Genomic DNA, 24552 nt, shown 5'->3' with positions numbered 1-24552 from the left:
CATCTATTGATCAATAACTGAAAGACAAATGACATGACCGAACGATCCGCAGTCAGGATTCTGGTGCTGGACGATGAATCCTTCATGCTCAAACTGCTGAATCGCATTCTGACGAATCTGGGATTTACCTCGGTCACGCTTTGCGACAACGGGCGCGCTGCTCTCGAGCGTGTCGCCAAGGCGGATGCGCCGAATGTGATCCTGCTGGATCTCAATATGCCGGAAATGGATGGGATTGAGTTCGTGCGGCATCTGGTCGACCAGCACTATGCGGGCAGCCTCATTCTGGTCAGCGGCGAGGATGAGCGTATACTGCAAACCACCGAAAAGCTGGTGCGGGCGCATAAAATCCCCATACTCGGGTATCTGCATAAGCCAGTCAAGCCGGACGCGTTATCCGCGCTGCTCGAGAAATGGGCCCCTCCTTCAGCCGAAGCTGCCGGGTCAGCGAAGAAAGTATACGTTGCGGATGATTTGCGGGCTGCCATGGCCAAGAGCGAGCTGGTCAATTATTACCAGCCCAAGGTGTCGGTCGCCACTGGCGAGGTGGTTGGCGTCGAGACGCTCGTGCGATGGCAACATCCGGTGGATGGCGTCATCTTTCCTGATCAATTCATTAGCGTGGCCGAGGCGTCGGGACTGATCAATGCCCTGACTCAAGTTGTATTCACTGCAGCTGTGACACAGGCCAAGGTGTGGCAGCAAGCGCACCTGGACTTGCGAATCGCCGTTAATGTCTCAATGGACAACCTGGCGTCGCTGGATTTTCTGAATTTTGTTGCCGAGCTTGCAGCTAAAGTGGGCATAGCCCCCCAGAACGTGGTGCTGGAGGTAACGGAAAGCCGGTTGATGCAGGATACACGCGCCCCGCTCGAAATTTTGACCCGGTTGCGCTTGAAGCGCTTCCGCCTTTCCATCGATGATTTCGGCACGGGACACTCTTCGCTCGCCCAGTTGCGCGATATTCCCTTTGACGAACTCAAGATCGACCAGGGCTTTGTGCATCGTGCGTGGAAGGACGAGACGTTGCGTGCGATGTATGACGCGAGCTTGTCTTTGGCAAGACAATTAGGCATGGAGGTGGTGGCGGAAGGGGTCGAGGACCGCGATGATTGGGATCTTCTGCGCCGCACAGGATGCGATCTCGCCCAAGGCGCTTTCGTCTCCCGGCCCATGCTGGCTGAAAATCTGCCCGGCTGGATAGAGAGTTGGCGGGAACGGGTTCAAAAGGAGTCTTTGACTACTGGCGAGCTGAAGTGAAAGCCCGGCAGGAAACTCAACACTTTCTCCTGCTTTCTCCTCAAGTCGCTTGGGGCGGGACGTCCCTGGTCTGCTGTTATCTCAGCCGAGCATCGTATGTCCAGCGCCGCAGCTTTTTCGCCTTGATCCGAGCAGCGGCAGGATGAGCCGGATTGATGAGGACGTTGTTTTCTTCCGGCACAATTACGGATGGCGCTAGCAAGAGTGCCGATATCCTGGCCGTGGCCCACTTATTTCCTGCCTGCAAACTTGTCAGGCCTGCCGGAACTGCATCCCAGCCCACATGATCCTTCGGCTTGAGGATCGTTGCGGTTTTCCAGACGTCGTCAGGTATCTCGACAGAGACCAGATACCGGTTGAGAGGCAAATCGCCTGCAGCCAGATGTACAATCGTCTCCAGGCAGGCCAGCGCAATGGAACTGCTCGCATAGATCATCGGCGTTCCAGGGCGGTTCCACCTTCCCCCTGTGCGGCGAGCGCCTTCTCCACTCATGTCGTCCGCACCATAATCCGGGGTATCGGTTCCGATACGCCAGAGCAGAACCGTCAAGCGTAAGCACCGCTTTGGATCTTGGCGATCAGGCCGGACACAAGCTCCTGACCCTCCGCGGTATCCATATACTCGGCGGGGCACCGGCCGCCAAGGGCTGGCGCCGGCCTGTCCAGCCAGTCGGCAACCCATCTGGCGGCGTCGAAGCCGCTTGGATCTCCAGATTGCTCGATCATCACCTGGACTTGTCCGACCAGCTTTGAAAACCCAAGCACCCGTTCACCCTGGTCGGGCGACAGCTGCTGCTTTGACCGTGCCCGGCGGTCAACCGTGGCTCGAGGCAGGCCCAGCACTTTGAAAAGGCGTTCCTTGGGTCTCCCGATGGTCTTGGCAATCTTCGCGACTTCACCGGCTGGTACGCCCTTTTTGATGATCTCGATGCGCTCCATAGGTCCCAGTTGGTATACGCCGGAAAAGTTGGTCACGCTCACGGGTTTTTTCGTTTCAACAACATTCGTGACGGTAACCCCGGTGTGGGGACGTTTCAGCACCTTTACCCGTGCCTGTGGTTTCTCAATATTGGTAGTCATATCATCACTCCATTTGAGCATCCATCATAGCTCATTTGAGTAATCTATGCCAGCCAAAGGCGTATGACCATTTTCCTGATCCTGGACGTTTTCGTCCTGTTATTGTTTGCGCCGCATTGCAGATATGCGATGTTTCCTCCTATGCTGCCAGGATTCCATGATCCGGATTGTAAGGTAGCTTATGCCGGGCCTCCTTATATGGAAATAAAAAGGTTCCAGTATGCAAGAAACTTCTGACACGGGCGCCCCTGAGCACCAGCATTGGGGCGAGATCCTGCACGCCTTTCTAAAACTGGGGCTCACCTCTTTCGGAGGACCGATAGCCCACCTGGGATATTTTCGGGATGAGCTGGTCACTCGGCGCCGTTGGATAAGTGAATCGGGCTATGCCGATCTCATTGCGTTATGCCAGTTTCTGCCGGGGCCTGCCAGTAGCCAGGTAGGCTTTGCGCTAGGGCTGTCAAGGGGCGGGTTTGTGGGCGCCCTGATCGCCTGGACTGCCTTTACACTGCCTTCCGCGTTGCTGTTGCTGGTCTTTGCCTGCAGCGCCTCTGCCTTTGAAGGGTTGCTCGGCCACGGCTTGATTCATGGCCTGAAGCTTGTTGCCGTGGCCGTCGTTGCACAGGCTGTCTGGGGCATGGCGCGCAATCTTTGCCCGGATCGAGCGCGCGCCAGCATTGCTGCCGGCGCAGTACTGGTAGTGGTCTTTTTACCCGGAGCGGTCGGGCAAATGAGTGCAATCATCTCCGGCGCCATTGCTGGACTGTGGCTTTGTAAAAACTTGCCGATAACAGATGCCGGTCACCTAAATATACGGCTTTCCAAATCGAAGGCATTGCTTGTATCGTTGATCTTTTTCGTTCTGCTCATCGCCTTGCCGCTTATTGCCCTGACATCTTCCTCGCAAGCCATTGCATTGTTCGAGGCATTCTATCGGGCGGGTGCTCTGGTATTTGGCGGCGGTCACGTGGTTCTGCCACTATTGGAAGCAAGCGTGGTCGAGACTGGCTGGATCGATGCGGATAGTTTCCTGGCAGGGTATGGTGCGGCACAGGCCGTGCCGGGGCCTCTGTTTACCTTTGCTGCCTATCTCGGTGCTGTTGTCTCACCCGAGCCTAACGGAATCCTGGGGGCAGCCATCTGCCTGATCGCGATATTTTTGCCCGGAATGTTGCTGCTGGCAGGTGTCCTGCCATTTTGGGATGACCTCCGTAAAAGAAGCGGAGTTCAGGCAGCGATGGCAGGCGCCAATTCGGCAGTCGTTGGCATCCTGGCGGCTGCACTCTATGACCCGGTGTGGATCAGCGCCGTACTTATTCCTCCGGACTTTGCGGTGGCGCTCGTGGCATTCATCCTGCTGACTGTCTGCAAAGTTTCACCATGGAAGGTTGTTTTGTTAAGCGCGATGACCGGTGCGGGCCTGTCTCTATTCTAGTGACAGAACCTTCAGGAAATATGAAGCTCTGGCCAAACCGGAAAACAACCGCTATTGCCGCATTCCCGGTTCCTTGCCTTCCTCGTAATGGGAGAAGGCTGTTTGAAGGCCTTTCAGGACTTCGGCAGTTGTTTCGAATAGCACTTGCGCCTTCGGTTCGCTGATCTGGCAGGTATCTTCGCGCAAATGCTCAATCAGTTCACCTAGCATTTTCTTGATGTTCTCCGTGTGGAACCGGGGATCGGGATTGGGGATGGAGGGTTGCATAGTAGGTACTCCTTGGTTTGCGTTTCGCTCCCGGGTGCAGAAAGAGATGTACCTGCGTATCGTGCACAAAAGATACTCTTTATTTGTGAGTTATTCCGTGCGCTACCCAACTATCGGTATCTCGATAAGTCAAGGAATCAGGCAAATACCCCGATGAATGAGCAGTTGCATTTATTCCTGATTCGCGAAGATCAGGTGCAGCTCAGCGGTAATAAATGCAGGTTCATTTGCGGTTAATTTCGGTTTGTGGGGATGAATAGGTTGCAGTTATTCCTGGCCCAAGTTTGAGCTAAAGCTGGTCGGGCAGTTTCGAACTCAGGCTCTTACAGTTATCTGGCTTGCGGGGACCTAACTGGAAACTTCAATGCGGCTACCCCGCAGAAGGCGTAATTTGCTGCCGTTACAGGCTCTGGAAAGGACCTGTAATTCCAGTTCGGGAACAGGATTCCGCATTTTCTCAGTTGAAACAAAAGAGATTTTCTCAAGTGCGAAAATCTCTTTTGTTAGGAACGCCAGGAGTTCTGTTCAAGCGCGAAAAACAGGGGTGTTTGAAGCTAAAAGGCGGGCTTACGAACAGGAAAGCCGGCTTGCAGTGCCTAGTGCTAACTAACTGTTTGTATATTCAGGTTTTCGATCAAGAGACCCGAAAATCTGCCAGATTGATTTTGTGTTTTTTTAGCTTGGAATAAACCGCACGTGATGTGATTCCCATGTTTTCAGAGACTCTCTTTACATTTCCGTAATGTTGTTTCAGAGCTGTCTCAAGGAATGATTTTTCTATTTTGGTAAGAGCGTGTTCTTTTTCGTCTTTCCATTCACCCATACTTTTGGTTTTAGCTGGGAACTCTAAATCCAATTCAGTCATTTCCTTGCCACTGACAAACAAGATGTTGCGTTCAAGGATGTTTTCCAATTCGCGAACATTGCCGGGCCAATGATAACCCCGGATTTTATTCATGACTTCACGGCTTACTGATTCGACCTGTTTGTTATACCGTTTATTCAAGCGCTGAATGATCAAATGGACAAGGTAAGGCAAATCTTCTGGCCGTTCGGCCAAGGGAGGAATACTTAAACGAACTACATTGATGCGATAGTAGAGGTCATTGCGGAACCGGTCCTGTTTAACAAGATCTTCCAGGTTTTGATTTGTTGCTGAGATGATTCTTACATCAACCGCTAAAGTTTGTTTACCGCCAACTCTCTCCAATTCTCCTTCCTGGATCACACGAAGCAATCTGGTTTGTGCTGCCGGCGACAATGAATCGACTTCATCCAGAAACAAAGTACCGCCTTCGGCTCGCTCGAAATAGCCTTGGTGTACTTCTATGGCTCCTGTAAAAGCGCCTTTTTCATGCCCAAACAAGCTGCTTTCGATCAGGCTTTCTGGAATCGCGCCGCAATTAATGGCGATGAATGGTTTATGGGAGCGATCACTCATCGCATGTATGGCACGTGCTATCAGCTCTTTACCTGCACCTGTTTGACCCTGAATCAGAACCGTTGCCAAAGTGGGTGCAATAACCTCGATTGATTGCAGTATTTTCTGCATCATTGGCGATTTTGCGATGATGGCAGGGGGCTGATGTTTTTCTGATATTTTTTTATTCTGTTTCTGCCACAGCCTTTGCATGCTTGTTTCAATTCGACACTGCAATTCCCTGGTATCGTTAATTTCCTTGACTGGCGTTGTATCGGTATATTCCATTCCACGCTGCCCTTTTGCTGCCTGTGGATTGGTGTAAATACATACATCACATTTGCCATCCTTGCGAGCTATGCTTTTTTTGATGTCAACTTTGGCATAGCCAAAGTTTCTGGCGGCGATACCCCCAAATACGCTGGAAGTCATCCTGCATAATTCGGGAAAGTTGGTGACTTGTTCGCCAAAAGGACAGCGGGAATTGGTAACTGTAATACAGTCCTGATTACTGGAAACCAGTGAAAATTTACCACCGATATTGTTTTTTATGCCGAGTATGAGTTCGGTATAGCTTTCATTATCGAGCTGTTCATTTTTATGAGTATTTTCTCGATAAGTTTCTTCAAAAAAGCATCCTGCAGTTTTGGCTATATGCTCAATCAACTGTTCGCAATGTTTTTGTCCCTGTTGTTCGCTGGCATGCATTAGCTCAAGAATAAAGGTTTGCAGAAAAAAATCCGGTGTTAACTCAGAAAGAGGATTGTTGTTCATGGAATGTGGAGTGAATGTGAAGTTGAGCTTCACTGATTGAAGCACGGTTTCACTAATATGGCAAGAAATAAAAAACTAATTTATTGAAATTGCGAGGAAATATTTATTTCCCCTTCTGGCATGGTATTTGCATTTAATTTTATTGCACGGAGATTTGCGGGTTAAATACCTGTTGCGAAACCCCTCTAGTACTTTAAAAAGTAGATCACTTTAGGGATTTTAAATTGCAGCCTGTTAACGAGGAGATTCAAAGTTGAAAACTCTTAAAGAGGAACTGGACACACGCGCCGCAGCATATGATTTTTGGGCCCAACGTCGCCGTCATGGACCGGATGGACATAATAATCGGAAATTGTGGGTGCTTGCCTGCATGGACGAACGTCTGCCGGTAGATGAAGCGCTCGGTATCCATGTAGATACCCCTGCAGGCGGTGGAGATGCACATTGCTTCCGTAATGCCGGGGGAATTGTCACAGACGATGCAATTCGCTCGGCAATGCTGACTTGCCATTTTTTTGGCACCAGGGAAATTGTCATTGTGCAGCATACGCAATGCGGCATGCTGTCTGCAAATGCAACTGAGCTGGAGAAAATGTTACGGGATAAAGGGATCGATACCGACAAGATTCCAATGGATCCCACATTGCCCGAATTGAAGCTGGAGAAGGGTGCTTTTGCAAAGTGGATCGGAATGATGGATGACGTGGATGAAACCTGCATGAGGACAATAGAAGCATTTAAAAATCATCCTCTCATCCCCAAGGATGTGGTCATCAGCGGTTGGGTTTGGGAAGTCGAGACACGTCGGTTGAGAGCGCCGACCCGGGACGCTGAAAAACGAGCCCGGACCGATGTGACCTCAGCTCAATTCGGGATCCAAGGGAAGCAACCACTTCGCTGGAGCTAAGTTCAAGAGAAAAAACTGGAAACGTGACCACTTGTCATGCCAAGTGGTCACGTCTTAACGTGGTTTTAATGGATATAGGGATTCTAAATGCCAACTTATGACTACATGTGTACAGAGTGCAAACTTCAATTTGAAGTACGCCATTCGATTCATGCGCCTAACCCGGATTGTTTGGCATGCGGAAGCTCGACAGAAAAATTGATTCTTTCTGTTCCTGCCATGCATGGGGAAATGGCGCGAGGCCGGGATCACGCAATGCGTTCGCTTCAGCCAAAAGCCGAACTGGCAAAACATCTGCACGGACCAGGCTGCGGATGTGGGAACCTTTAACTCGCGCCTGGCTAGAAGGTAGACCGCAGATGAAACCCAATATTGAGGCATTCTTCGACCCGGCCACATGGACGCTGAGCTACGTTATTTGCGACGAGGCTGGAGGCAGTTGCGCGATTATCGATCCCGTGCTGGATTACGACCCGAAATCAGGCAGGATATATATGGCATCAGCAGACAGGATAATCGCCTTCATCAGCGAAAAACGACTGAAGACGGAATGGATCCTCGAAACGCATGCGCACGCCGATCATCTGACCTCCGCCGACTATCTCAAGAAGAAGTTGGGCGGCAAAACAGCTATCGGGAAAGAAATTCCTGCCGTGCAGGAGACTTTCAAGAAGATTTTCAATCTGGGATCGGACTTTACGCCGGATGGCGATCACTTCGATCATCTGTTCGCCGACGGTGAAACATTCGGCATAGGGAAGCTGACAGCAACCGCGATCTTGACACCCGGCCACACCCCGGCGGACCTGTCCTATCAGATCGACGATGCAATCTTTGTGGGCGATACGCTGTTCATGCCCGATCTCGGTACTGCGCGTGCTGACTTTCCCGGAGGGGACGCCCGGCGTCTGTTCGGGTCGATACGCAGGCTTCTTGCCTACCCAGCGGAAACGCGTCTCTTCATTTGCCATGATTATGCTTCGATAGGTCGCCCTATCCGGTGGGAGACTACAGTGGCCGAGCAGCGCGCTCATAACATCCATGTACACGATGGTATCGACGAAGACCAGTACGTGGCCATGCGGCAAGCGCGGGACGCCACGCTCGACATGCCCAATCTCCTGCTTCCGTCCGTTCAGGTAAACGTGCGCGCCGGGCAAATGCCTCCTCCCGAAGATAACGGGATTTCGTACCTGAAAATACCACTGAACGTGATCTGAGACGCTGAATACAATGAGCGCGGGCGCCGGGCGGAGCAAAAGCAATTGAATTGAAAGAAGGAGGACGAAACGATGAACGAGCGGACCTGGAACAACGACACATCCGCGGCTCCGATGGACGCAGCACTCAGCAGGGGCGGAGACTTTGATGTCGTCGTGATCGGAGGAGGCACGGCAGGCATAGGCATCACCGCCAGCCTGCTTCGACGTCAGCCTTCTCTGCGTACAGCGATCGTCGAACCCAGTGACAGGCACTATTATCAACCAGCCTGGACACTCGTGGGAGGAGGTGCGTATGACATTTCAAAAACCGTGCAGCCCATGGCCAGTGTCATTCCCCCAGGGTCCACCTGGATCCGGACTGCCGCGAGCGGTTTTGATCCGGACTCCAATCTTGTTCACCTGACGGACGGCCGTTCTATTGGCTACAGGCAACTGGTGGTGTGTCCGGGCCTGCGCCTCGCATGGGAGCAGATCGAGGGGTTGGAAGACACCTTGGGAAAGAACGGAGTTACATCAAATTATCGATTCGATCTGGCCTCCTATACATGGGCGTTGACCCAGGACCTCAAACGCGGGAAGGCGCTTTTCACTCAGCCTCCCCTCCCCATCAAATGCGCCGGTGCGCCGCAAAAAGCGATGTATCTTTCCTGCGACCATTGGCTGGGCAAAGGGAGCCCGGATGATATTGAAGTCGAATTCAACGCTGCCGGATCCGTGCTTTTCGGCGTGGCCGCTTTCGTGCCGCCACTGATGGAATATGTGAGACGTTACAACATAAACCTCATGTTTGACTCGAATCTGGTAAGGGTTGATGGCGTCAACAGGACAGCGTATTTTGATATCAAGGATGAGAAAGGCAACGTAGAGCGTGTGGCAAAGCCTTTTGACATGCTACACGTTACGCCACCTCAAATGGCGCCCGATTTTATTCGCCGCAGTCCGCTCGCGGATTCGGCGGGATGGTGCGAAGTCAACCCGGAAACGCTTCAACATTCTCGCTATCCCAATATATTCTCCTTGGGAGACGTGTGCTCTTCACCTAACGCAAAGACCGCCGCAGCGGTAAGGAAGCAAATAGTTGTGGTAGCGGAGAATCTACTCGCTGCAAAGGAAGAAAGGGAATTGCCGACCCGCTACGATGGATACGGCTCCTGTCCACTTATTGTGGAAAAGGGCAAGGTCATTCTTGCCGAGTTCGGGTTTGGTGGCAAGCTGCTTCCAACTTTCCCGCTCGATCCGACGGTTCCGCGTTACCTGGCCTGGCTGCTCAAGGCGAAGTTCCTGCCGTGGTTTTACTGGCACGGTTTCCTGAAGGGCCGTGAGTGGTTTGCGCGCCCTGACAGCACCACCCGAGTACCGTGACAGTTTCAATAGTCGCCGCATTTTTTGGCGCCTTGGTCGGCGTGATACTCGGGCTGACAGGGGCGGGGGGCGCCATAATCGCTGTTCCGCTGCTCGTTTTTGGCTTGCAATTGCTGGTGACGGAGGCGGCGCCCATTGCGCTGCTCGCCGTCAGTGTTTCGGCTGCCATCGGCGCGCTGCTAGCATTGAAGGAGGGAAAGGTAAGGTACCGGGCGGCTGGCTTCATCGCTTTTACTGGCACGTTGGCCTCTCCGCTGGGAATATACATCGCCCGCCAGATACCCGACGCAGCCTTGAGACTCCTATTTGCGGCAGTGCTCGGTTATATCGCCATCAGAATGTTCAGACCGCCTGGAAATCATCCTGTGAAGGCAGCAAATGCATCCTTGCCAGCCACGCCATGCCAACTCGACGATTTCAGCGGGCGTCTTGTCTGGGATGCTCACTGCGCGAGATCGCTTGCCTTATCCGGGATTGCTGCCGGCTTTCTCTCCGGCCTGCTTGGAGTGGGAGGTGGCTTCATCATTGTGCCCGCACTCCAGAAGGCCACCCTTCTTCACATGCGGGCCATCGTGCCCACGTCCCTCGCGGTCGTGGCCCTGGTGTCCGCCGCTGGTGCTTTTTCAGCGGTACTGGCCGGGAGCATGAACTGGACGATAGCGCTGCCCTTCGCAGCGGGCGCGGTGACGGCCATGCTGGTCGCGGGCAGATTCACCGACCACTTCACAGGTCCAGGATTGCAAAAAGGCTTTGCCATTCTTGCGGCGGCCGTGGCGACTGGAATGGGGGTCAAGGCCATAGCGGTTGTAACAGGGATCAGCAGCTGAACCGAAACCCTGGGTAAGGGACGCTCTATTTGACAGCTCTCTCCTCATAGGGGACTCCCCTCTTCAAAAATTCATATCCATTCCTCTTGTAATGTCTTTTTTCCGGGCGTAGAATAAAAATAGACTGATCGGTCTATTGTTGATACCCTCTTTAACAATGTACTGGAATATAAGTGGCATCACCATTTTCTTGTGATGATATGGAGGTAACGATGACGATGAAATGCGTGAATGGAATTGACGTCGACAAATTGCGGGCAACGAAGGATCTTATTGAGGCGGACGCAGACGGGCCTTTCGCCAACCCCCGGTACGAGTCGACCATTGTCTGGAAAAACGGGTATCGCACAATATCCTGTGCTATGGATGGTCAGGAAGTCATCGGCGATGAACCCGAGCAATACGGCGGCAGCGGAGACGGCGTCACACCGGAGGCCATGCTGCTCAGCGCAATCGGCGGTTGCCTTGTCGCCACCTATATTGGCGGATTATCGGCTGCCGGCATCACGGTGAAATCGCTGCGGCTCGATGTTTCCGGCCGCGTGAATTTCCGCGCCGCCTTTGGCCTTGAAGCCGCCAATCCGGGGTTTGAGAGCATCAGGATAGCAGTGGATATCCAGACCGACTCCTCGCCAGACAAAGTAAAGGGAATTCTGGACAGACTCCTGAAGACCGCACCCATTCCGGACACGATCATCCGTCCCGTTCCGCTCGATGTCGAGATCAGTTGCAAGCAGGCTGAACTGGCGGCTGAGCTTTCATAACCACATAAGAGGGGGCATGGAGATGACGGGCATACATGATGTCTCAGTAATCGGTGCTGGTCCGGCGGGATTGTCGGCAGCATATGAACTGAAAAGAATTGGCCTCGATCCACTGGTATTGGAGAAAACAGCCGCGGTGGGAGACGTCTGGCGCAATCATTATGACGGCGTCCGCCTGAATACGGGGCGCTTCTTTTCACAACTCCCGGGAAATCCGTTTCCCCGCTCGGCCGGCGGCTGGCCTTCGCGTGATGAAGTGGTGCGTGTCCTCGAAACATTTCCCGAGCGAGGAGGATTCAAGGTCCGAACCGGAATTAACATCGAGAAAGTCGAGTATGACCGTCAGCGCGACACCTGGGCCATCTCCAGTCAGGACGGGGAAACGTTCGAATCACGCGCCGTGGTTGTCGCAACGGGGTGCGCGTGTACTCCCGTCATTCCGAAATGGGAAGGCATGGAAACCTTTCCTGGAGAAATTATCCATTCCTCGAAATTCAAGAATGCCCAAACCTATGCGGGAAAGAATGTGCTGGTTGTCGGCAGCGGCAATTCCGCTGCTGAAATTGCAAGCAGGCTCGCTGAATACGCAAAAACGGTGACCCTCTCTGTCAGGACGCTGCCTCATATTCTTCCCAAAAGTGTATTCGGCATTCCGCTGGCCGGAATTGGCGTTGCGATTCGCCCCCTGCCGGTAGCCTGGGTGGATGGCCTCCTGCATGGCCTGCGTCGGCTGTTCATCGGTGACCTGACACCCTACGGCCTTCCTTTTCCCGCATCCCCGGTATCGCAGCAGTTTGCCAGGAGCCAGGTCGTGCCGATTGTCTATGACCCCTTTGCGGAGGATATCCGCGCGGGGCGTATCCGGGTGGTTGGGCAGATCAAAAAAATCGAAGGACAGACCGTGCATGCCTTCAATTCCATCGAAGGGAAACCGAACGAATACTCGGAGGAAGCCGCGTTGAACGTGGATGCGATTGTTGCCGGGACAGGTTTTCGCACCGGTCTCACCAAACTGATCCAGGTTCCCGGTATTACCACCGGGGATGACAGGCCCGTAGCCCAGGGGGACCATGACTTCCCGAACGCCCCGCGGCTTTACATCATCGGGCACTTCGTTCCCTTGAGCGGCTATCTGCGTGAAATTCGCCTGGACGCGGGCAGGATCGCAACAAAAATCGGGAAACAATTGGCGGCGCGTGGCGCCGCCGGCCAAGCAAACCCGCATCAATCACTGCAGATCGCGGAGGAATAGGTTGATGAAAGCAACTCGCAAATCGACCGAGGAAAAACTGCTTTTGGCCGCCCGCCGCTTGTTCTGCCGGGCGGGGATCCATGCGACCGGCATTACACGGATTCTTGAGGAAGCAGGCGTGGCGCGCGGCAGTCTCTACACGCACTACGGCTCGAAAGAAAATCTGCTCAAGGCGGTTTTCGATACGGAAGCGAACATGTGGTTTCACTGGTTCGACCTGGATCTGCCGGGTCTGAAGTGTTCCGCCAGGGAACGCATCCTGGCGCTGTTCGATCTGCTGGAGAAATGGTTCGAGAAAGAAGACTTCTTCGGCTGTGTATTCATCAACGCCGTGGCAGAACATGAAAAGGATAGCGCCTGGGTAAAGGATGTGGCCGTTACGTATCGGGACCAGATAATTGGCCGGCTCGGGGCACTGGTTGCGGAAAGCGGGGCCAAGGATCCGGATATCGTCACCCAGAAACTGGGCCTGATCATCGAGGGCGCGATCGTGACTGCCATGGTCACCCAAAACAGCCAGGCCGCCCATATTGCACGGCTTACTGCCGAGGATATTTTGCGATGCATGGAATGCTCCCCCTCACTCCCGGAAGGCTCTGCATCATCCGCCACGGCTGCCGCCGTGGAATCGGCTTAGTCAGAATTTTTACAGGAGAAGTCTATGGACAGCATCTGGGCAAATTTATCGACAGGCATGCGGCGTTTCCTGGTCGTGGCCGGGTCCCTCGCCGTTATCGCCGCGATTGGCCTGCAATTTCACGTGAGCTCCCAGGGGGATCTGTCAAACACCTATCCGAAGGGCTTTCGCGGCGGCACGTGCACCATAGAGTCCGAATCCGTGGTGGTTGGCTATTCGGGTTATTTCATCCCGGGAGATTATGCAATCCCCGAGAATGCAACCAGCGCGATGTCCGTTCCTGTCTTGTGCGGAAAAATACCCGGTCCCGGAACACTTGACGTCACGATTGATCTTCTTTACCCCGAATCCGCGCGTGAATGGCCGCTGGCCATGACGCTGGCAAAAATGGATGGCGGCGCGCCATCGAAAACACTGCTGGCGGTTCCTCCAAAAACCTACGAATCCGGCATCATTACGCAGGTTTTGAGTATCGGCGAAACCGGAGAATACAGGCTTTATCTATCGGGGAAAGATGAGAAGCAGGCCGATTTCACGCTGGAAATCCCCATCATGGTGGGAACGCAATGGTACGAAGGCATCGCTCAACTCTGGCCCATGCTCCTTCTGATTTTGGGTGCAGTTTTTTTTCATATCTTTAGAAAGCTTTGATTATCCAATTTACTTAATAAAGGAGCTATTTCTCATGAAATTTCAACAACTACGAAATGCAACCATCATTATCGAGTATGCCGGAAAAAGATTTCTGGTTGATCCCATGCTGGCAGAGAAAGGCGGATTTCCGGGATTCGACGGAACCATCAATAGCCACATACCCAATCCCCTGGTCGATCTGCCTGTTCCCATGGACGAGATTCTTGATGTTGATGCTGTCATCGTTACCCATACTCATGCGGATCACTGGGACGATGCCGCCATAAAGCTGGTGCCCAAGGACATGCTGATCTTTACCCAGAATGAGAAAGATGCGGCGGAAATACAGGCGCAAGGATTCCGCAATGTTCGAGCTCTTGGGGAGAGCACTGTTTTTGATGACATCACGTTCATCAAAACCCCTGGTCGGCATGGCGGAGAAAAAACTGTTGAAGAATTTGCGGAGCTATTAGGGCATGTATCCGGCGTAGTATTCAAGCATCCTGATGAAAAAACTTTCTATATCGCCGGGGATACGGTCTGGTATGAGGGAGTCGAAGAAAATCTGAAGAAATACGAGCCCGATGTCGTTGTCCTGAACAGCGGAGACGCCCAGGTCCTGGGCTATGAACCAATCATCATGGATAAAGAGGATGTTTACGAGGTTTATAAGGCGGCTCCCGGGGCAACCATTATTGCGAGCCACATGGAATCCGTGAACCACGCCATGCTGTCGAGGAAAGAACTGCGAGAGTTCATCAGCGAAAAAGGTATGACGCAACGGGTATTGGTACCCGAGGATGGGGAATCCTGCGTTTTTTAATGGGATTCCCAATTTGATGACTGCGGATCCCAGGCAGAAGCAGGCGTGCGGCGCCGCCTGCAACTGATTCACAGCTGGCGGAACGTTCACAATCGCTGAAATGCGCGATTAAGGCCGTTTCATTTTTGTCCTTTATCGGTTGCATTTACTGGAGATTATCAAATGGCAGGTTATGTCGGCGATGTCGCCATCGCTTATGATCGTGATCTTGGACCTGTGCTTTTCGAACACTATGCCGCCGACATCGCACGACGCGCAACGAAAGGACTTGTCCGCCACGTGCTTGAAATCGCGGCAGGCACGGGAATCGTCAGCCGGCAATTGCGCAATGTACTCCCCAAGGACGCACTGCTGACTGCGATCGACATCAGCGATTCCATGATGGACGTCGCGCGCACAAAGTTTCTTCCCCACGAGCAGGTCACGTTCCAGATCGCCGACGCTACGACGCTGCCTTTCGACAATGAGGCGTTCGATGCGGTGGTTTGCCAGTTCGGAGTGATGTTCTTCGATAAAGATGCTGCGTTTCGCCAGGTGCACCGGACGCTTAAGCGTGGAGGGCGATACTTGTTCAGCGTTTGGGACTCGCGGCGCTACAACCCCTTCGCCAGCCTGACTTTCGAGGTGATGAAGCAGTTCTTTCCGTCGAACCCGCCCAGGTTCCTTGAGGACCCCGTTTCCTGTTTCGAAATCGACCCTATCAAAGAAACGCTTATTCGCTCGGGCTTTGAGCGGATTGCCATCTCGGTACAGCCACGGGAATACGATATTCTGGATGTGTCGGCCTTCGCGCGCGGGTTGGTGTTCAGTCCGCTCATCGAGGAAATAAGAGAGCGTGGTGGAGTGGATCCCGAGAGGATAGTCGAGGCGCTGGCGGAAACGCTGACAAGAGAATATGGCTCAAATCCCACGCGCTATCCGATGCAAGCCATACTGTTCGAAGCGGAAAAGCCTTGAAATTGCAATCCTGGGGTGTGTTGCTCCCATACTTTCCTCAAAATCATCCTTTTAGATAGGGGAATCAGTATCTTCTTTCCTGAAAAATGGATGCCTATCCCTTAACTTAAACCCTGAATCCGGGGTCGAGCGAATCGTGATCTGAGGCCCGCTTTCTCCTGAATTCATGGGAATAGCGGCTTTCCTGCCGTCTTGGCATTTGCCACGAAATGCCCGTATATCGTCCCTCGGATTACACCTGAGTCTGTGTCGTCGGCCTTGCCGCCTCGGGGGATTCAAACTCCGCACCGGATTTTCCGCGTAGCACCATCTGCTGTTCCACCTCTCACGTTCCCTTCTGCTCAACAAGCTTCAAAGGAGTATACGTGAACCGGGTAAGCCAAATCTCCTTGTTTATTTCTTGTCTTAAGCTAGGCTGAATCAAGGGGTTTTTGACAGAGAAAGATTAAAGGAAGTCACGCGCAATGGTTACCACTGTTCATTCATGCCGGGTAATCGCTTCTTTTCTCCTTCGCTCGCTCCTCTTACGGTTTAGCGGCTTAGCTTCTGGCAATTGTTACATTTGCGCAACTGTTCAACCGCTTTAACGGCGGACGCGCAGAACGTGAACTGGATGATGTAGCCGTTGCTCATCCCCTGTCATTAGCCTTTTATAGTGTGACAGCCCACAGACGAACTTTTTCGCTCAAGATAAAATTCTTATTAGCGGGTCTGACAGCGAGTGGGGCGGCATAAAGCGAAATCAGGAAATCCGGAAACGAGAAATGGAAAAAATGCGAGTAAGGCCAGGCGCGTTTTGTCGCGAGCTTCCGCAATACTCTGGAACTCGCATGGCGCTGGATAGCGGTACGCGGTATGCGGTACGGGTTCCGCAGTCTCAAAATCGAATAATGCCGCTCAATCCAGGGATTGGGAGCGATAGTTGAACACGTCGATCGGACAATTGAGCGAACTCATGCTCCAGCATATGGTGCTTATGAATCTGGTCGCGCCCGGCCTAATCTATATGCTGGGTTCCACAGTGCCCTCGACACTTTCCCGGCATTGGCCCCTGGCCACGGCAACCCAATTGGCCCTGCTCTGGAGTTGGCATTCGCCGCCAGCACTAGCGGCGGCGATGTCGAACCCGACCATCATGCTTGCCATGGACGCAAGCTTGACTGCGGCGGCGGCATGGTTCTGGCTGGCGATTTATGCAACGCCGGCGACCGGGCGCTGGCGCGCAATTTTTGCCCTGCTGGTCACAGGAAAGCTCTTCTGCTTGCTCGGCGCCCTGCTGGTCTTCGCGCCGCGCCCATTGTTCGGCGTCATGATGCGCGGACATGATACCGTCCCCATGTCCGAAAGCCTCGCCGACCAGCAACTGGCGGGACTGGTGATGCTGGTGGTGTGTCCCCTGATCTATATCACAGCCGGCGTCGTGCTGGCGTCACGCTGGTTTCTGACGATGGAAGCCGAGAGTCGTGCCGATGGTTGAGGACAAAACCGTCTGGGCCCGCCCGTGGGCGCGCCTGCGGCGGCTAGGTCCGGCGCTGCTTATAGTTGTAGGGACACTGAGCGCCGGCGGCGCAATTTTCATCGTCTCAGGAGTCTACAACGTTGCCGCCAGACGCGAGCATTTGTCCATAACCAATTGGCTGCTCACCGTGGTGCGGGACCGCTCTATTGCGGCTGCGGCCAGCGGTATATCCGTTCCCGACCTGGTGGACGACAATCTGGCCGACCTCGGCGACGAGCACTATCGGGGTGCTTGTGCCGCATGCCATGGGGTGCCGGGGCAGGGCCCGCGTGCTGTCTATCAAAACATGCTGCCTGCCCCGCCCGACCTGATCTCAGCGTACGAAGACTACAATTCCAGAGAACTGTTCTGGATTATCTATAACGGACTCAAATTCACCGGCATGCCGGCATGGCCGGGCGACGGGCGAAGTGATGAGGTCTGGGCCTTGGTCGCCTTTCTCGACCGGCTTCGCCGGGAAGGCGCGGATAGCTATACCCAGGGCGAACGATCAAGAGTTTTGCCCATGAAGCTGGAAGTCGCCGGTGTGGCGATTCAACCGCTCGAAAACTGCGTGCGCTGCCATGGCGATGCACAATCCCCACCTGTCAGCGACCGCGTACCGCGCCTTCACGGTCAATCTGAAGCCTACCTGACACGCGCTATTGAAAACTATTCGGATGGAATCCGTGAGAGCGGCATCATGGAGCCAATCGCCTTGGAAATGTCCACAGAGGAAACCGCGGCCTTGGCCCGTTATTATGCGTCCTTGCCATCGCTCAGCATAGTGGCATCGGAAGACCCTGAAGCAGTGGTGCGCGGACGGCGGATTGCAACTGAGGGATTGGCCGAAGGCGGCATCCCGCCGTGTTCGAGCTGTCACAAGGGGGACAATCCGCAGTTTCCCAGACTTGCTGGGCAATCCGCTACCTATCTCCGTGGACAACTGGAGCTTTGGCGCAGGGGGCTGCGGGACCGGTCGGGCTACGGCGCCATCATGGCCGTGGTCGCTAACCGTCTGAACGACGCGCAAATCCACGACGTCACGGCCTTCTATGCAAGCCAGCCCGCAGAGCTGGGCCGGGGGTCCGGGGTGCCTGTCCGATGAGTAAAGGCCGGCTTCGGACGACCGTTAGCGCGGGCCTCCTGGTGCTGCTGGCGGGATGCAATCAGGAGCAATCGACCTTCGCCCCCACCGGTGCAGAGGCGGAGAGAATCAACGTCCTGTTCTGGGTCATGACTATCGCGGGCGGCTTGATTCTCGTTGGTGTGATTGTGCTGAGCGCCGTGGCCATCCGTGGGCGCGAGGCGTTGCGCGCGCCGCTTTCCGGCGAGCGCTTCATCAGGGGTGCCGGCATAGCTTTTCCAGCAGTCGTTCTAAGCATGCTGCTGGTTTACGGGTTTGTCATCCTGGGTGCCGGCGCCAGCGCGCCCCCGTCGGATAATGGAATACGCTTCGCCATCAGAGGTGAGCAGTGGTGGTGGCGTGTCACCTACTTCGACGCAGATGGCAACAGTTTCGAGAGCGCAAACGAGCTGCATGTCCCCGTCGGCCAACCGGTGCGCCTGGAGCTGACCACCGCAGATGTTATCCATTCGTTTTGGGCTCCGCGCCTTGCAGGCAAGCTTGACATGATCCCGGGACGAACCAATATTCTCACCCTAACCGCGACTGAAGAGGGGGTTAGCCGCGGTCAGTGCGCCGAATATTGCGGCGGTGCCCACGCCTTTATGTCGTTCCATGTCGTGGCGCACACTTCTGAAGATTTCGAGGAGTGGATGGCAAAGGAATCCGGACCCGCAGTCAAAAACGAGAATGAGCGCGCCGAGCGGGGCGGAGAGTTGTTTCTTGATGCCGGTTGCGGAGGCTGCCACACGATCCGCGGAACGGCGGCGACTGGCGCCATCGGCCCCGATCTCACCCATGTTGGAGGCCGCCGCTCCCTCGCTGCGGCGACCCTTCCCAACAGCGCCGGAGCCTTTGCAGACTGGATCAGCAATAATCAGCACATCAAGCCGGAAAACAAGATGCCGCCATACAACATCTTCACTCAGTCCCAACTTGAAGACCTTGCCCTCTATCTGGAGAGCCTGAAGTAGCCATGTTCGACTTCGCCGAAGCCAATATACTCGTTAACCTCTCCATCTTCGCAGTTGCTGCGGTCATCGTCTGGTTTGCAGGCGCCCGGATCACCGGATATGCCAATGCGATCAGTTCCAAAACTGGAATCGGACAGTCAACCATAGGCCTGTTGCTGCTTGGGGGCATCACCTCTTTGCCTGAGATCGGCGTGACGGTGACATCAACTGCAACCGGAGCGGCGGATATGGCGGTCAACAATCTCTTTGGTTCACTCGCCGCGCAGATCGCCATTCTGGCAATTGTCGACCAGTTTATCGGACGCAGCGCACTGACCTCGGCTCTTCCCGATCCCATCGTCATGCTTCAAGGCGGATTGAGCATCCTGCTGCTTTCCATCGTCGCGGCCGGGATGGTTGCGGGCGACACTTCTGTCCCGGGCGTCAGCGCCCGGGCCTTGCGCTGATCGAGACCCATGACCCAACAGTATCCAGCAGAGCTGCCGAACAAGGGCCCGCGTCCCAAAGAGGAACTCGAGGAGCTCGAGCGGATCTGGGCAACTCCAAAAGGCTTCAAACTGCTGACGGTGGTGAACAACACTGTCGTCGGCACGATTTATATCGGCGCGGCATTCCTGTTTTTTGTTCTGGCGGGAATTCTGGCGCTGCTGATGCGTACGCAACTGGCGGTTGCGGACAACAATTTTCTCAGCCAGGACCTTTATAACCAGATCTTCACCGTCCATGGCACGACGATGATGTTTCTTTTCGCGGTCCCCATAGTCGAGGCCCTGGGGGTGATGCTGCTTCCCCAGATGCTGGCTGCCCGTGACCTGCCCTTCCCCCGTCTCAGTGCCTTTGCAATGTGGGCCTATATCATCGGCGGCCTGGTGTTCTTCTCCACGATCTTTTACGACATGGCGCCCAAGGGCGGCTGGTTCATGTATCCGCCGCTGACCCTCACCGAGTATTCGCCGGGCAATAATGCCGATTTCTGGCTGCTCGGAATCGGCTTTATTGAAATATCGGCTATTGCGGGGGCCATAGAAATCATCGTTGGCGTTCTGCGCACACGCCCACCCGGCATGACGCTGGCAAAGATGCCCGTTTTTGCCTGGGCCATGCTGATCTTCGCCGCGATGATCGTGTTTGCCTTTCCCGCGGTCATTCTCGCCACCATGCTGCTGGAACTCGAACGCTCCTTCGGCTGGCCCTTCTTTACCGCCGCGCTTGGCGGTGATGCCTTGCTCTGGCAGCATCTGTTCTGGTTCTTTGGCCACCCAGAGGTCTACATCATTTTCCTGCCCGCGGCAGGCCTGGTTTCAATGATGGTCCCGACCATGGCGCAGACGCCGTTGATTGGCTACCGCCTGATTGTCGTCGCGCTGATCGCCACAGGCTTTTTCAGCTTCGGGCTGTGGGTGCACCACATGTTCACCACCGGTATTCCGGGGCTGAGCCTGGCATTTTTTTCAGCCGCAAGCATGGCGGTGGCCATTCCGTCCGGTATTCAGGTATTTTCGTGGATCGCCACTATCGCTGCTGGCAAAAGGCCGTTTCGCATTAATGTCCCGTCCCTGTTTATCCTGGGTTTCCTGTTTATCTTTGTACTTGGCGGATTGACCGGGGTGATGGTTGCGGTTGTGCCGTTCGATTTTCAGGCTCATGACACCTATTTCATTGTCGCCCACCTGCATTACGTGCTCGTGGGGGGCATGGTGTTCCCGCTGTTTGCCACCTTTTACTATTGGGCGCCTATGGTCAGCCGCAAGATGTTATCGGAACGGTTGGGCCGCTGGGCGTTCTGGCTCATGTTCATCGGCTTCAACACTGCATTTTTTCCCATGCATATAACCGGCCTTGCCGGAATGCCCCGCCGCGTCTGGACCTATTCGGGCTATCTCGGCTGGGATCTGCTTAACTCGATTTCGACTGCCGGCGCTTTCATCATGGCCACCGGGGTTCTGGTTTTCATCATCGACCTCATACGCAATTTCCGCTTAGGCGGGGGTGGACCGGAAAATCCATGGAATGCGGGGACGCTTGAGTTTCTTCCCACCGATGTTTATTCGACCCGCTCGGTCCCCCACGTGACCAGTCGCGAGCCACTATGGGATCAGCCGGACCTGGCCCAGCAGGTGCGCGAAGGGCTGCACTATCTTCCCAATGCGCCCACCGGAAGGCGTGAAACCATCATCACCTCGGTCATAGAGGCCAAGCCGCAATACTTGATGCAGATGGCTGGTTCGAGCTGGACCCATGTGGCTGCCGCTGTCTTCACTGCAGGGTGCTTTTTACTGCTGACCATCAAGGCGGTTGCCATTGCCCTCATCAGTGGGGTACTAGCCATCGTCTCCTTCATTGTATGGGGGTGGCAGTTGGACAGACCGGATCAAGGAGAGGTTGATATTGGCAGTGGGATCAGGCTGCCAACCTACATGGCGGGCCCATCATCTCATAGCTGGTGGGCCATGGTGATCGTGATGCTGGTCGCGGCATCACTCTTTATTTCTTACATCTTCTCCTATCTCTATCTCTGGATAGTTTCACCGGAGGTCTGGGCGCCAGCCGGTTCTCCGGCGTTACCTCCACTGACCTACCCGGTCAACTCCGCGATTCTTATGGTTTTTGGCAGTGTACTGGTCTACTGGGCAGGAAAGCGGCTTCCCGCAGCGGGCCGGTTGGACTTGCCCCTGCCCCTGCTGACGCCTGCCATGCTGATACTGGCCGCCGCGTTTCTCGCTGGCTCGGTCGGCGTGGAGGTGCTTGGGCATTTGCGGATGGGACTCGACCCGTCCGCAAATTCGTACAGCGCCATGGTATACATGGGCTCATTTCTTACAGGACAGGCTGCTTTCGCCACGATTATACTTTGCGCCTTCGCCTGTGGCAGGCTTGTCTCCAAGCGACTGGACCAGAAGCGCAGCGTCACGTTCGACAATGCGGCCCTTCTCTACTGGTACACTGCGGGACAAGGCCTGTGCGGCCTCGTCCTCATCCATGGTTTTCCGAGGGTGATCGGGTGAGGCGCACGGGATCCAGATCCAATCTCCAGGGCATGGGCACGCTGGTCTTCATGCTGGTCGGTCCCATTGTCTGGACCGTGCATCTGACCCTGATCTATGGCAGCCAATCCCTGCTATGCGCCTTAAACCTGGGTGAAGACAGATCGGCGGGAAATGCCGCCATCATCGCCATCATTCTGGTCGCGACCGCCGTGTGCATTGCGGCCGTTGGTTTCAGTGCCGCCCGTCCCGGTTTCGTCCATGCCTTGATCGCCCGAGCCGACCTCCCTGCGGACCAGGCTGGATTTATCGTGACGATCATGCGCGTTCTGGCCTGGCTTTCGATTTTGGCAATGCTCTACGCAGGTCTGGGCGCTGTCATTCTGCCTGCGTGTGGCCAATTGCGCTAATGCCGCATCCCAGGAGAAGCGCCTCGCAATCTGGGCTTCACCCGAATATTGAATCCGAAGTGCCAGTGTGCGAAGTTATGCAAAAAGGTTTTCAAGGATGTGGTCACGGAATATCTGCCGTTCCGGGGAAAGTCCTCTGTGCTGCTTTGGAGAATCAGGGGAAACGTTTGCATCTCGGCATATGGACGTCAGGCGCAGGCCGGGGGAACCAGCATCAGCCGCTTCTCTCGACTCCTTCCAGCATAGGTCGTTTTTCAGCTGGCTACGTCCGCGCAAGTATTGGCATACTTCCCGGGCTGGTTTCCTGGCTTAGTCTGAACGCGATGATGTCAGCTATTTTTATGCTGAAGTGCACAACAGGGGCCAGGCGGGAAAGCAGCAGCTTACTGTGTAATACCTTTTATTTGTCGGTGCACGGTCTGGTCGAGCTCGGCCGAAGTGGTTTCAGCTGTACAGTTCCCTATCCCGCTTTTATGCCTGTCCGCTAAAACATTTTCCGCCACGTTACATACTTCGGCAGCCACACCCACGCGTACCTGAACCGTCGCTGGAATCTGGCTGACGTCGACATTAATGTTCCTGGCAATGTTGTTGGCGACGTTGCTGAGATGAACGTTCATCAGGCCTGGGCTCTGCTCCGCGATAGCTGCTGGTGCAATAGTGAACATTGCGGCTGAGCCGATCACTGCCAATACTGTTTTCACATTTTCCATTTTCATCCTCATCTAATCAGTGGAAGGCGGTCGAGATCTCCTTATCGTTGATATTAACGTCTCTTCAACTCTGGCCTTTCTCCCTGGGTCCGCAATATCAAAATATCCTTTGCTGTACTGCCGAATATTTAGCTTGCGAGTATTGACAGCAACTTCATCGAGTATGGCGTTTTCATAAACAAGCTGTGCACCCTCATCTGCAGCATCGGGATGACGGAGACATGGGACACTACGCAACGTACTCGCACGCATCAGTACAATACCGCATTGTCTGAGGCGCTGAATGTGCTACACCGTACAAATATCGGGGAAAGGACCGGAACTCATCCAATCCTGCAAACTGCCACGGCCGGTATCGCGCCGTGTGATTCCCCTGATTCTTTGTGCCAGCGTAGCGGCCGATAACTCGCCAATTCGGCGGTCAACCAGCGCACCCCTTGCATCAAAGAACAAGGTTGTCGGCAGTCCTTGAGACTCGGTCTGTCTGCCGAGTTCGAGGCGGGGATCGAGCAGCACGTTATCAAGGCTGAGTCCCTCCCGATCCAGAAACTTCTGAATCGTATCGGCCGACTCACCCTGGTTGGCAAAGACGAAGACTACATCCGGATTGTTCTTTTGCGCATCCTGCAGTACCGGCATTTCCCGTATGCAAGGCGGACACCATGTCGCCCACAGATTGACCACCATCGGTTTGCCGGTCAGTGAACTGAACTCGACAGAGCTACCGTCAAGGCGAACCAACTCAACTTCCGGCATTTGCACTGGAACAGCAAAGACGGCGGTTGCGGCCACTGCGCCAACCGCCCAGGTGGTTCCCCCGGCCAATGCCGATAGCAGCAGAGGGCCGCGTCCCCCGGGCGTGCGCCACGCATACCAGGCGATGCCGGCTGCTGCAGCCAGCATTCCCGCTGCCGATGAAAACCCGCCGTCGCGAATATCGAGCATGCCCCATGGCGCATTTTTGTACATATCGAAATACGCAATCACGAAGATAACTCTCGCCACTATCAGGGAGGCAATCAAAACTCTCAAGAGAAGCGGCTCGACATCAATGTTTTTCCGCCGTCTTATCCTTTTGGCGACGGAGAAACCGGCCAGCATTGCACTCAACAATAGTAAAAAATCGATGGGAAACACAGCAGGTCCGATGCTGACTTGACCCATTACCCGACCAGGCTAACGAAGATTGGTCTCGAAGAGGCAGGCGCCCGATCTGCTGAGCCCGT

25 protein-coding genes are annotated in these 24552 nt (G+C 54.6%); 19 read left to right on the top strand and 6 right to left on the bottom strand.

All coding sequences use genetic code 11. The features are described from left to right. Positions 1-33: 33 nt before the first annotated feature. Positions 34-1260: an EAL domain-containing protein gene (locus tag CRO05_RS10660; protein WP_097067173.1), complete on the top strand. Its 1227-nt coding sequence runs from the start codon at positions 34-36 to the stop codon at positions 1258-1260. Between the two features lie 76 nt (positions 1261-1336). Here the strand turns inward: CRO05_RS10660 and CRO05_RS10655 are convergent, their stop codons facing one another. After that, a complete protein-coding gene (locus tag CRO05_RS10655) occupies positions 1337-1810 on the bottom strand; it encodes an RES family NAD+ phosphorylase (protein WP_097067172.1) in 474 nt (157 codons plus the stop codon). Continuing rightward, positions 1807-2340: an antitoxin Xre-like helix-turn-helix domain-containing protein gene (locus CRO05_RS10650; protein WP_181319869.1), complete on the bottom strand. Its 534-nt coding sequence runs from the start codon at positions 2338-2340 to the stop codon at positions 1807-1809. Before CRO05_RS10650 ends, CRO05_RS10655 begins: the two co-directional genes overlap by 4 nt. Positions 2341-2560: 220 nt before the next feature. Between CRO05_RS10650 and chrA the strand changes: the two genes are divergently transcribed. Continuing rightward, positions 2561-3775 (top strand): chromate efflux transporter, encoded by a 1215-nt coding sequence (gene chrA, locus CRO05_RS10645; RefSeq protein ID WP_097067171.1) that lies wholly within the window; start codon positions 2561-2563, stop codon positions 3773-3775. A 51-nt stretch (positions 3776-3826) separates the two neighbouring features. On the opposite strand, the gene CRO05_RS10640 is transcribed toward chrA, so the two are convergent. Further along, on the bottom strand, positions 3827-4042 hold the full coding sequence (locus CRO05_RS10640) for a hypothetical protein (RefSeq protein ID WP_097067170.1): 216 nt from the start codon (positions 4040-4042) through the stop codon (positions 3827-3829). A 634-nt stretch (positions 4043-4676) separates the two neighbouring features. Beyond that, the gene (locus tag CRO05_RS10635) at positions 4677-6236 is read right to left on the bottom strand and encodes a sigma 54-interacting transcriptional regulator (protein ID WP_097067169.1); all 1560 of its coding nucleotides are present in this window, start codon (positions 6234-6236) and stop codon (positions 4677-4679) included. A gap of 253 nt (positions 6237-6489) precedes the next feature. On the opposite strand from CRO05_RS10635, the gene CRO05_RS10630 reads away from it, so the two are divergent. The 17 genes from CRO05_RS10630 to CRO05_RS10550 all read left to right on the top strand — a co-directional run bounded on the left by CRO05_RS10630 (position 6490) and on the right by CRO05_RS10550 (position 22613). Beyond that, a complete protein-coding gene (locus tag CRO05_RS10630; protein ID WP_097067168.1) occupies positions 6490-7143 on the top strand; it encodes a carbonic anhydrase in 654 nt (217 codons plus the stop codon). A gap of 87 nt (positions 7144-7230) precedes the next feature. Next, on the top strand, positions 7231-7473 hold the full coding sequence (locus CRO05_RS10625; RefSeq protein ID WP_097067167.1) for an FmdB family zinc ribbon protein: 243 nt from the start codon (positions 7231-7233) through the stop codon (positions 7471-7473). 29 nt (positions 7474-7502) lie between these two features. Then, on the top strand, positions 7503-8363 hold the full coding sequence (locus CRO05_RS10620; RefSeq protein WP_097067166.1) for an MBL fold metallo-hydrolase: 861 nt from the start codon (positions 7503-7505) through the stop codon (positions 8361-8363). Between the two features lie 72 nt (positions 8364-8435). Then, the gene (locus tag CRO05_RS10615) at positions 8436-9728 is read left to right on the top strand and encodes an FAD/NAD(P)-binding oxidoreductase (protein WP_181319871.1); all 1293 of its coding nucleotides are present in this window, start codon (positions 8436-8438) and stop codon (positions 9726-9728) included. Beyond that, a complete protein-coding gene (locus CRO05_RS10610) occupies positions 9725-10555 on the top strand; it encodes a sulfite exporter TauE/SafE family protein (RefSeq protein WP_097067165.1) in 831 nt (276 codons plus the stop codon). Before CRO05_RS10615 ends, CRO05_RS10610 begins: the two co-directional genes overlap by 4 nt. Positions 10556-10767: 212 nt before the next feature. Further along, positions 10768-11319: an OsmC family protein gene (locus CRO05_RS10605; protein ID WP_235001395.1), complete on the top strand. Its 552-nt coding sequence runs from the start codon at positions 10768-10770 to the stop codon at positions 11317-11319. 22 nt (positions 11320-11341) lie between these two features. Continuing rightward, positions 11342-12571: an NAD(P)/FAD-dependent oxidoreductase gene (locus CRO05_RS10600; RefSeq protein ID WP_235001394.1), complete on the top strand. Its 1230-nt coding sequence runs from the start codon at positions 11342-11344 to the stop codon at positions 12569-12571. Positions 12572-12575: 4 nt separating this feature from the next. Then, positions 12576-13208 carry a TetR/AcrR family transcriptional regulator gene (locus CRO05_RS10595; protein WP_097067162.1) on the top strand — a complete coding sequence of 211 codons (633 nt, stop codon included), beginning with the start codon at positions 12576-12578 and terminating at the stop codon, positions 13206-13208. A 24-nt stretch (positions 13209-13232) separates the two neighbouring features. After that, on the top strand, positions 13233-13859 hold the full coding sequence (locus tag CRO05_RS10590) for a hypothetical protein (protein WP_097067161.1): 627 nt from the start codon (positions 13233-13235) through the stop codon (positions 13857-13859). Between the two features lie 34 nt (positions 13860-13893). Next, on the top strand, positions 13894-14664 hold the full coding sequence (locus CRO05_RS10585; protein ID WP_097067160.1) for an MBL fold metallo-hydrolase: 771 nt from the start codon (positions 13894-13896) through the stop codon (positions 14662-14664). A 162-nt stretch (positions 14665-14826) separates the two neighbouring features. Continuing rightward, positions 14827-15621 (top strand): class I SAM-dependent methyltransferase, encoded by a 795-nt coding sequence (locus CRO05_RS10580; RefSeq protein ID WP_097067159.1) that lies wholly within the window; start codon positions 14827-14829, stop codon positions 15619-15621. Positions 15622-16543: 922 nt separating this feature from the next. After that, the gene (locus CRO05_RS10575; RefSeq protein WP_097067158.1) at positions 16544-17098 is read left to right on the top strand and encodes a cytochrome c oxidase assembly protein; all 555 of its coding nucleotides are present in this window, start codon (positions 16544-16546) and stop codon (positions 17096-17098) included. Beyond that, complete coding sequence (locus tag CRO05_RS10570) at positions 17091-18227, top strand: c-type cytochrome (protein ID WP_097067157.1); 1137 nt, start codon at positions 17091-17093, stop codon at positions 18225-18227. Before CRO05_RS10575 ends, CRO05_RS10570 begins: the two co-directional genes overlap by 8 nt. Further along, the gene (gene coxB, locus CRO05_RS10565) at positions 18224-19219 is read left to right on the top strand and encodes a cytochrome c oxidase subunit II (RefSeq protein ID WP_097067156.1); all 996 of its coding nucleotides are present in this window, start codon (positions 18224-18226) and stop codon (positions 19217-19219) included. Before CRO05_RS10570 ends, coxB begins: the two co-directional genes overlap by 4 nt. A 2-nt stretch (positions 19220-19221) precedes the next feature. Beyond that, positions 19222-19665, top strand: a complete 444-nt coding sequence (locus tag CRO05_RS10560; protein WP_097067155.1) for a hypothetical protein — start codon at positions 19222-19224, stop codon at positions 19663-19665. Between the two features lie 9 nt (positions 19666-19674). Continuing rightward, positions 19675-22224: a cytochrome c oxidase subunit I gene (ctaD, locus tag CRO05_RS10555; protein ID WP_097067154.1), complete on the top strand. Its 2550-nt coding sequence runs from the start codon at positions 19675-19677 to the stop codon at positions 22222-22224. After that, positions 22221-22613, top strand: coding sequence for a hypothetical protein (locus tag CRO05_RS10550; protein WP_143860915.1), 393 nt, complete (start codon positions 22221-22223; stop codon positions 22611-22613). The genes ctaD and CRO05_RS10550 overlap by 4 nt, the downstream gene beginning before the upstream one ends. A gap of 383 nt (positions 22614-22996) precedes the next feature. On the opposite strand, the gene CRO05_RS10545 is transcribed toward CRO05_RS10550, so the two are convergent. Further along, complete coding sequence (locus tag CRO05_RS10545) at positions 22997-23326, bottom strand: hypothetical protein (RefSeq protein WP_235001393.1); 330 nt, start codon at positions 23324-23326, stop codon at positions 22997-22999. Between the two features lie 288 nt (positions 23327-23614). Next, positions 23615-24490, bottom strand: coding sequence for a TlpA disulfide reductase family protein (locus CRO05_RS10540; protein ID WP_097067151.1), 876 nt, complete (start codon positions 24488-24490; stop codon positions 23615-23617). Between the last annotated feature and the right edge of the window lie 62 nt (positions 24491-24552).

Origin of the sequence: Nitrosovibrio sp. Nv4, from assembly GCF_900215485.1 — a bacterium.
Lineage (GTDB): Bacteria > Pseudomonadota > Gammaproteobacteria > Burkholderiales > Nitrosomonadaceae > Nitrosospira.
The sequence above is the reverse complement of the archived record's forward strand: the minus strand, read 5'-3'. Positions and strand labels throughout refer to the sequence as shown.

Coding starts and splice junctions, on each gene's coding strand:
- CRO05_RS10615 (WP_181319871.1), top strand. CDS start 8,436: ATGAACGAGCGGACCTGGAACAACGACACATCCGCGGCTCCGATGGAC.
- CRO05_RS10580 (WP_097067159.1), top strand. CDS start 14,827: ATGGCAGGTTATGTCGGCGATGTCGCCATCGCTTATGATCGTGATCTT.
- ctaD (WP_097067154.1), top strand. CDS start 19,675: ATGACCCAACAGTATCCAGCAGAGCTGCCGAACAAGGGCCCGCGTCCC.
- CRO05_RS10560 (WP_097067155.1), top strand. CDS start 19,222: ATGTTCGACTTCGCCGAAGCCAATATACTCGTTAACCTCTCCATCTTC.
- coxB (WP_097067156.1), top strand. CDS start 18,224: ATGAGTAAAGGCCGGCTTCGGACGACCGTTAGCGCGGGCCTCCTGGTG.
- CRO05_RS10635 (WP_097067169.1), bottom strand. CDS start 6,236: ATGAACAACAATCCTCTTTCTGAGTTAACACCGGATTTTTTTCTGCAA.
- CRO05_RS10605 (WP_235001395.1), top strand. CDS start 10,768: ATGACGATGAAATGCGTGAATGGAATTGACGTCGACAAATTGCGGGCA.
- CRO05_RS10545 (WP_235001393.1), bottom strand. CDS start 23,326: ATGGAAAATGTGAAAACAGTATTGGCAGTGATCGGCTCAGCCGCAATG.
- CRO05_RS10600 (WP_235001394.1), top strand. CDS start 11,342: ATGACGGGCATACATGATGTCTCAGTAATCGGTGCTGGTCCGGCGGGA.
- CRO05_RS10585 (WP_097067160.1), top strand. CDS start 13,894: ATGAAATTTCAACAACTACGAAATGCAACCATCATTATCGAGTATGCC.
- CRO05_RS10590 (WP_097067161.1), top strand. CDS start 13,233: ATGGACAGCATCTGGGCAAATTTATCGACAGGCATGCGGCGTTTCCTG.
- CRO05_RS10640 (WP_097067170.1), bottom strand. CDS start 4,042: ATGCAACCCTCCATCCCCAATCCCGATCCCCGGTTCCACACGGAGAAC.
- CRO05_RS10650 (WP_181319869.1), bottom strand. CDS start 2,340: ATGACTACCAATATTGAGAAACCACAGGCACGGGTAAAGGTGCTGAAA.
- CRO05_RS10540 (WP_097067151.1), bottom strand. CDS start 24,490: ATGGGTCAAGTCAGCATCGGACCTGCTGTGTTTCCCATCGATTTTTTA.
- chrA (WP_097067171.1), top strand. CDS start 2,561: ATGCAAGAAACTTCTGACACGGGCGCCCCTGAGCACCAGCATTGGGGC.
- CRO05_RS10620 (WP_097067166.1), top strand. CDS start 7,503: ATGAAACCCAATATTGAGGCATTCTTCGACCCGGCCACATGGACGCTG.
- CRO05_RS10595 (WP_097067162.1), top strand. CDS start 12,576: ATGAAAGCAACTCGCAAATCGACCGAGGAAAAACTGCTTTTGGCCGCC.
- CRO05_RS10570 (WP_097067157.1), top strand. CDS start 17,091: ATGGTTGAGGACAAAACCGTCTGGGCCCGCCCGTGGGCGCGCCTGCGG.
- CRO05_RS10625 (WP_097067167.1), top strand. CDS start 7,231: ATGCCAACTTATGACTACATGTGTACAGAGTGCAAACTTCAATTTGAA.
- CRO05_RS10660 (WP_097067173.1), top strand. CDS start 34: ATGACCGAACGATCCGCAGTCAGGATTCTGGTGCTGGACGATGAATCC.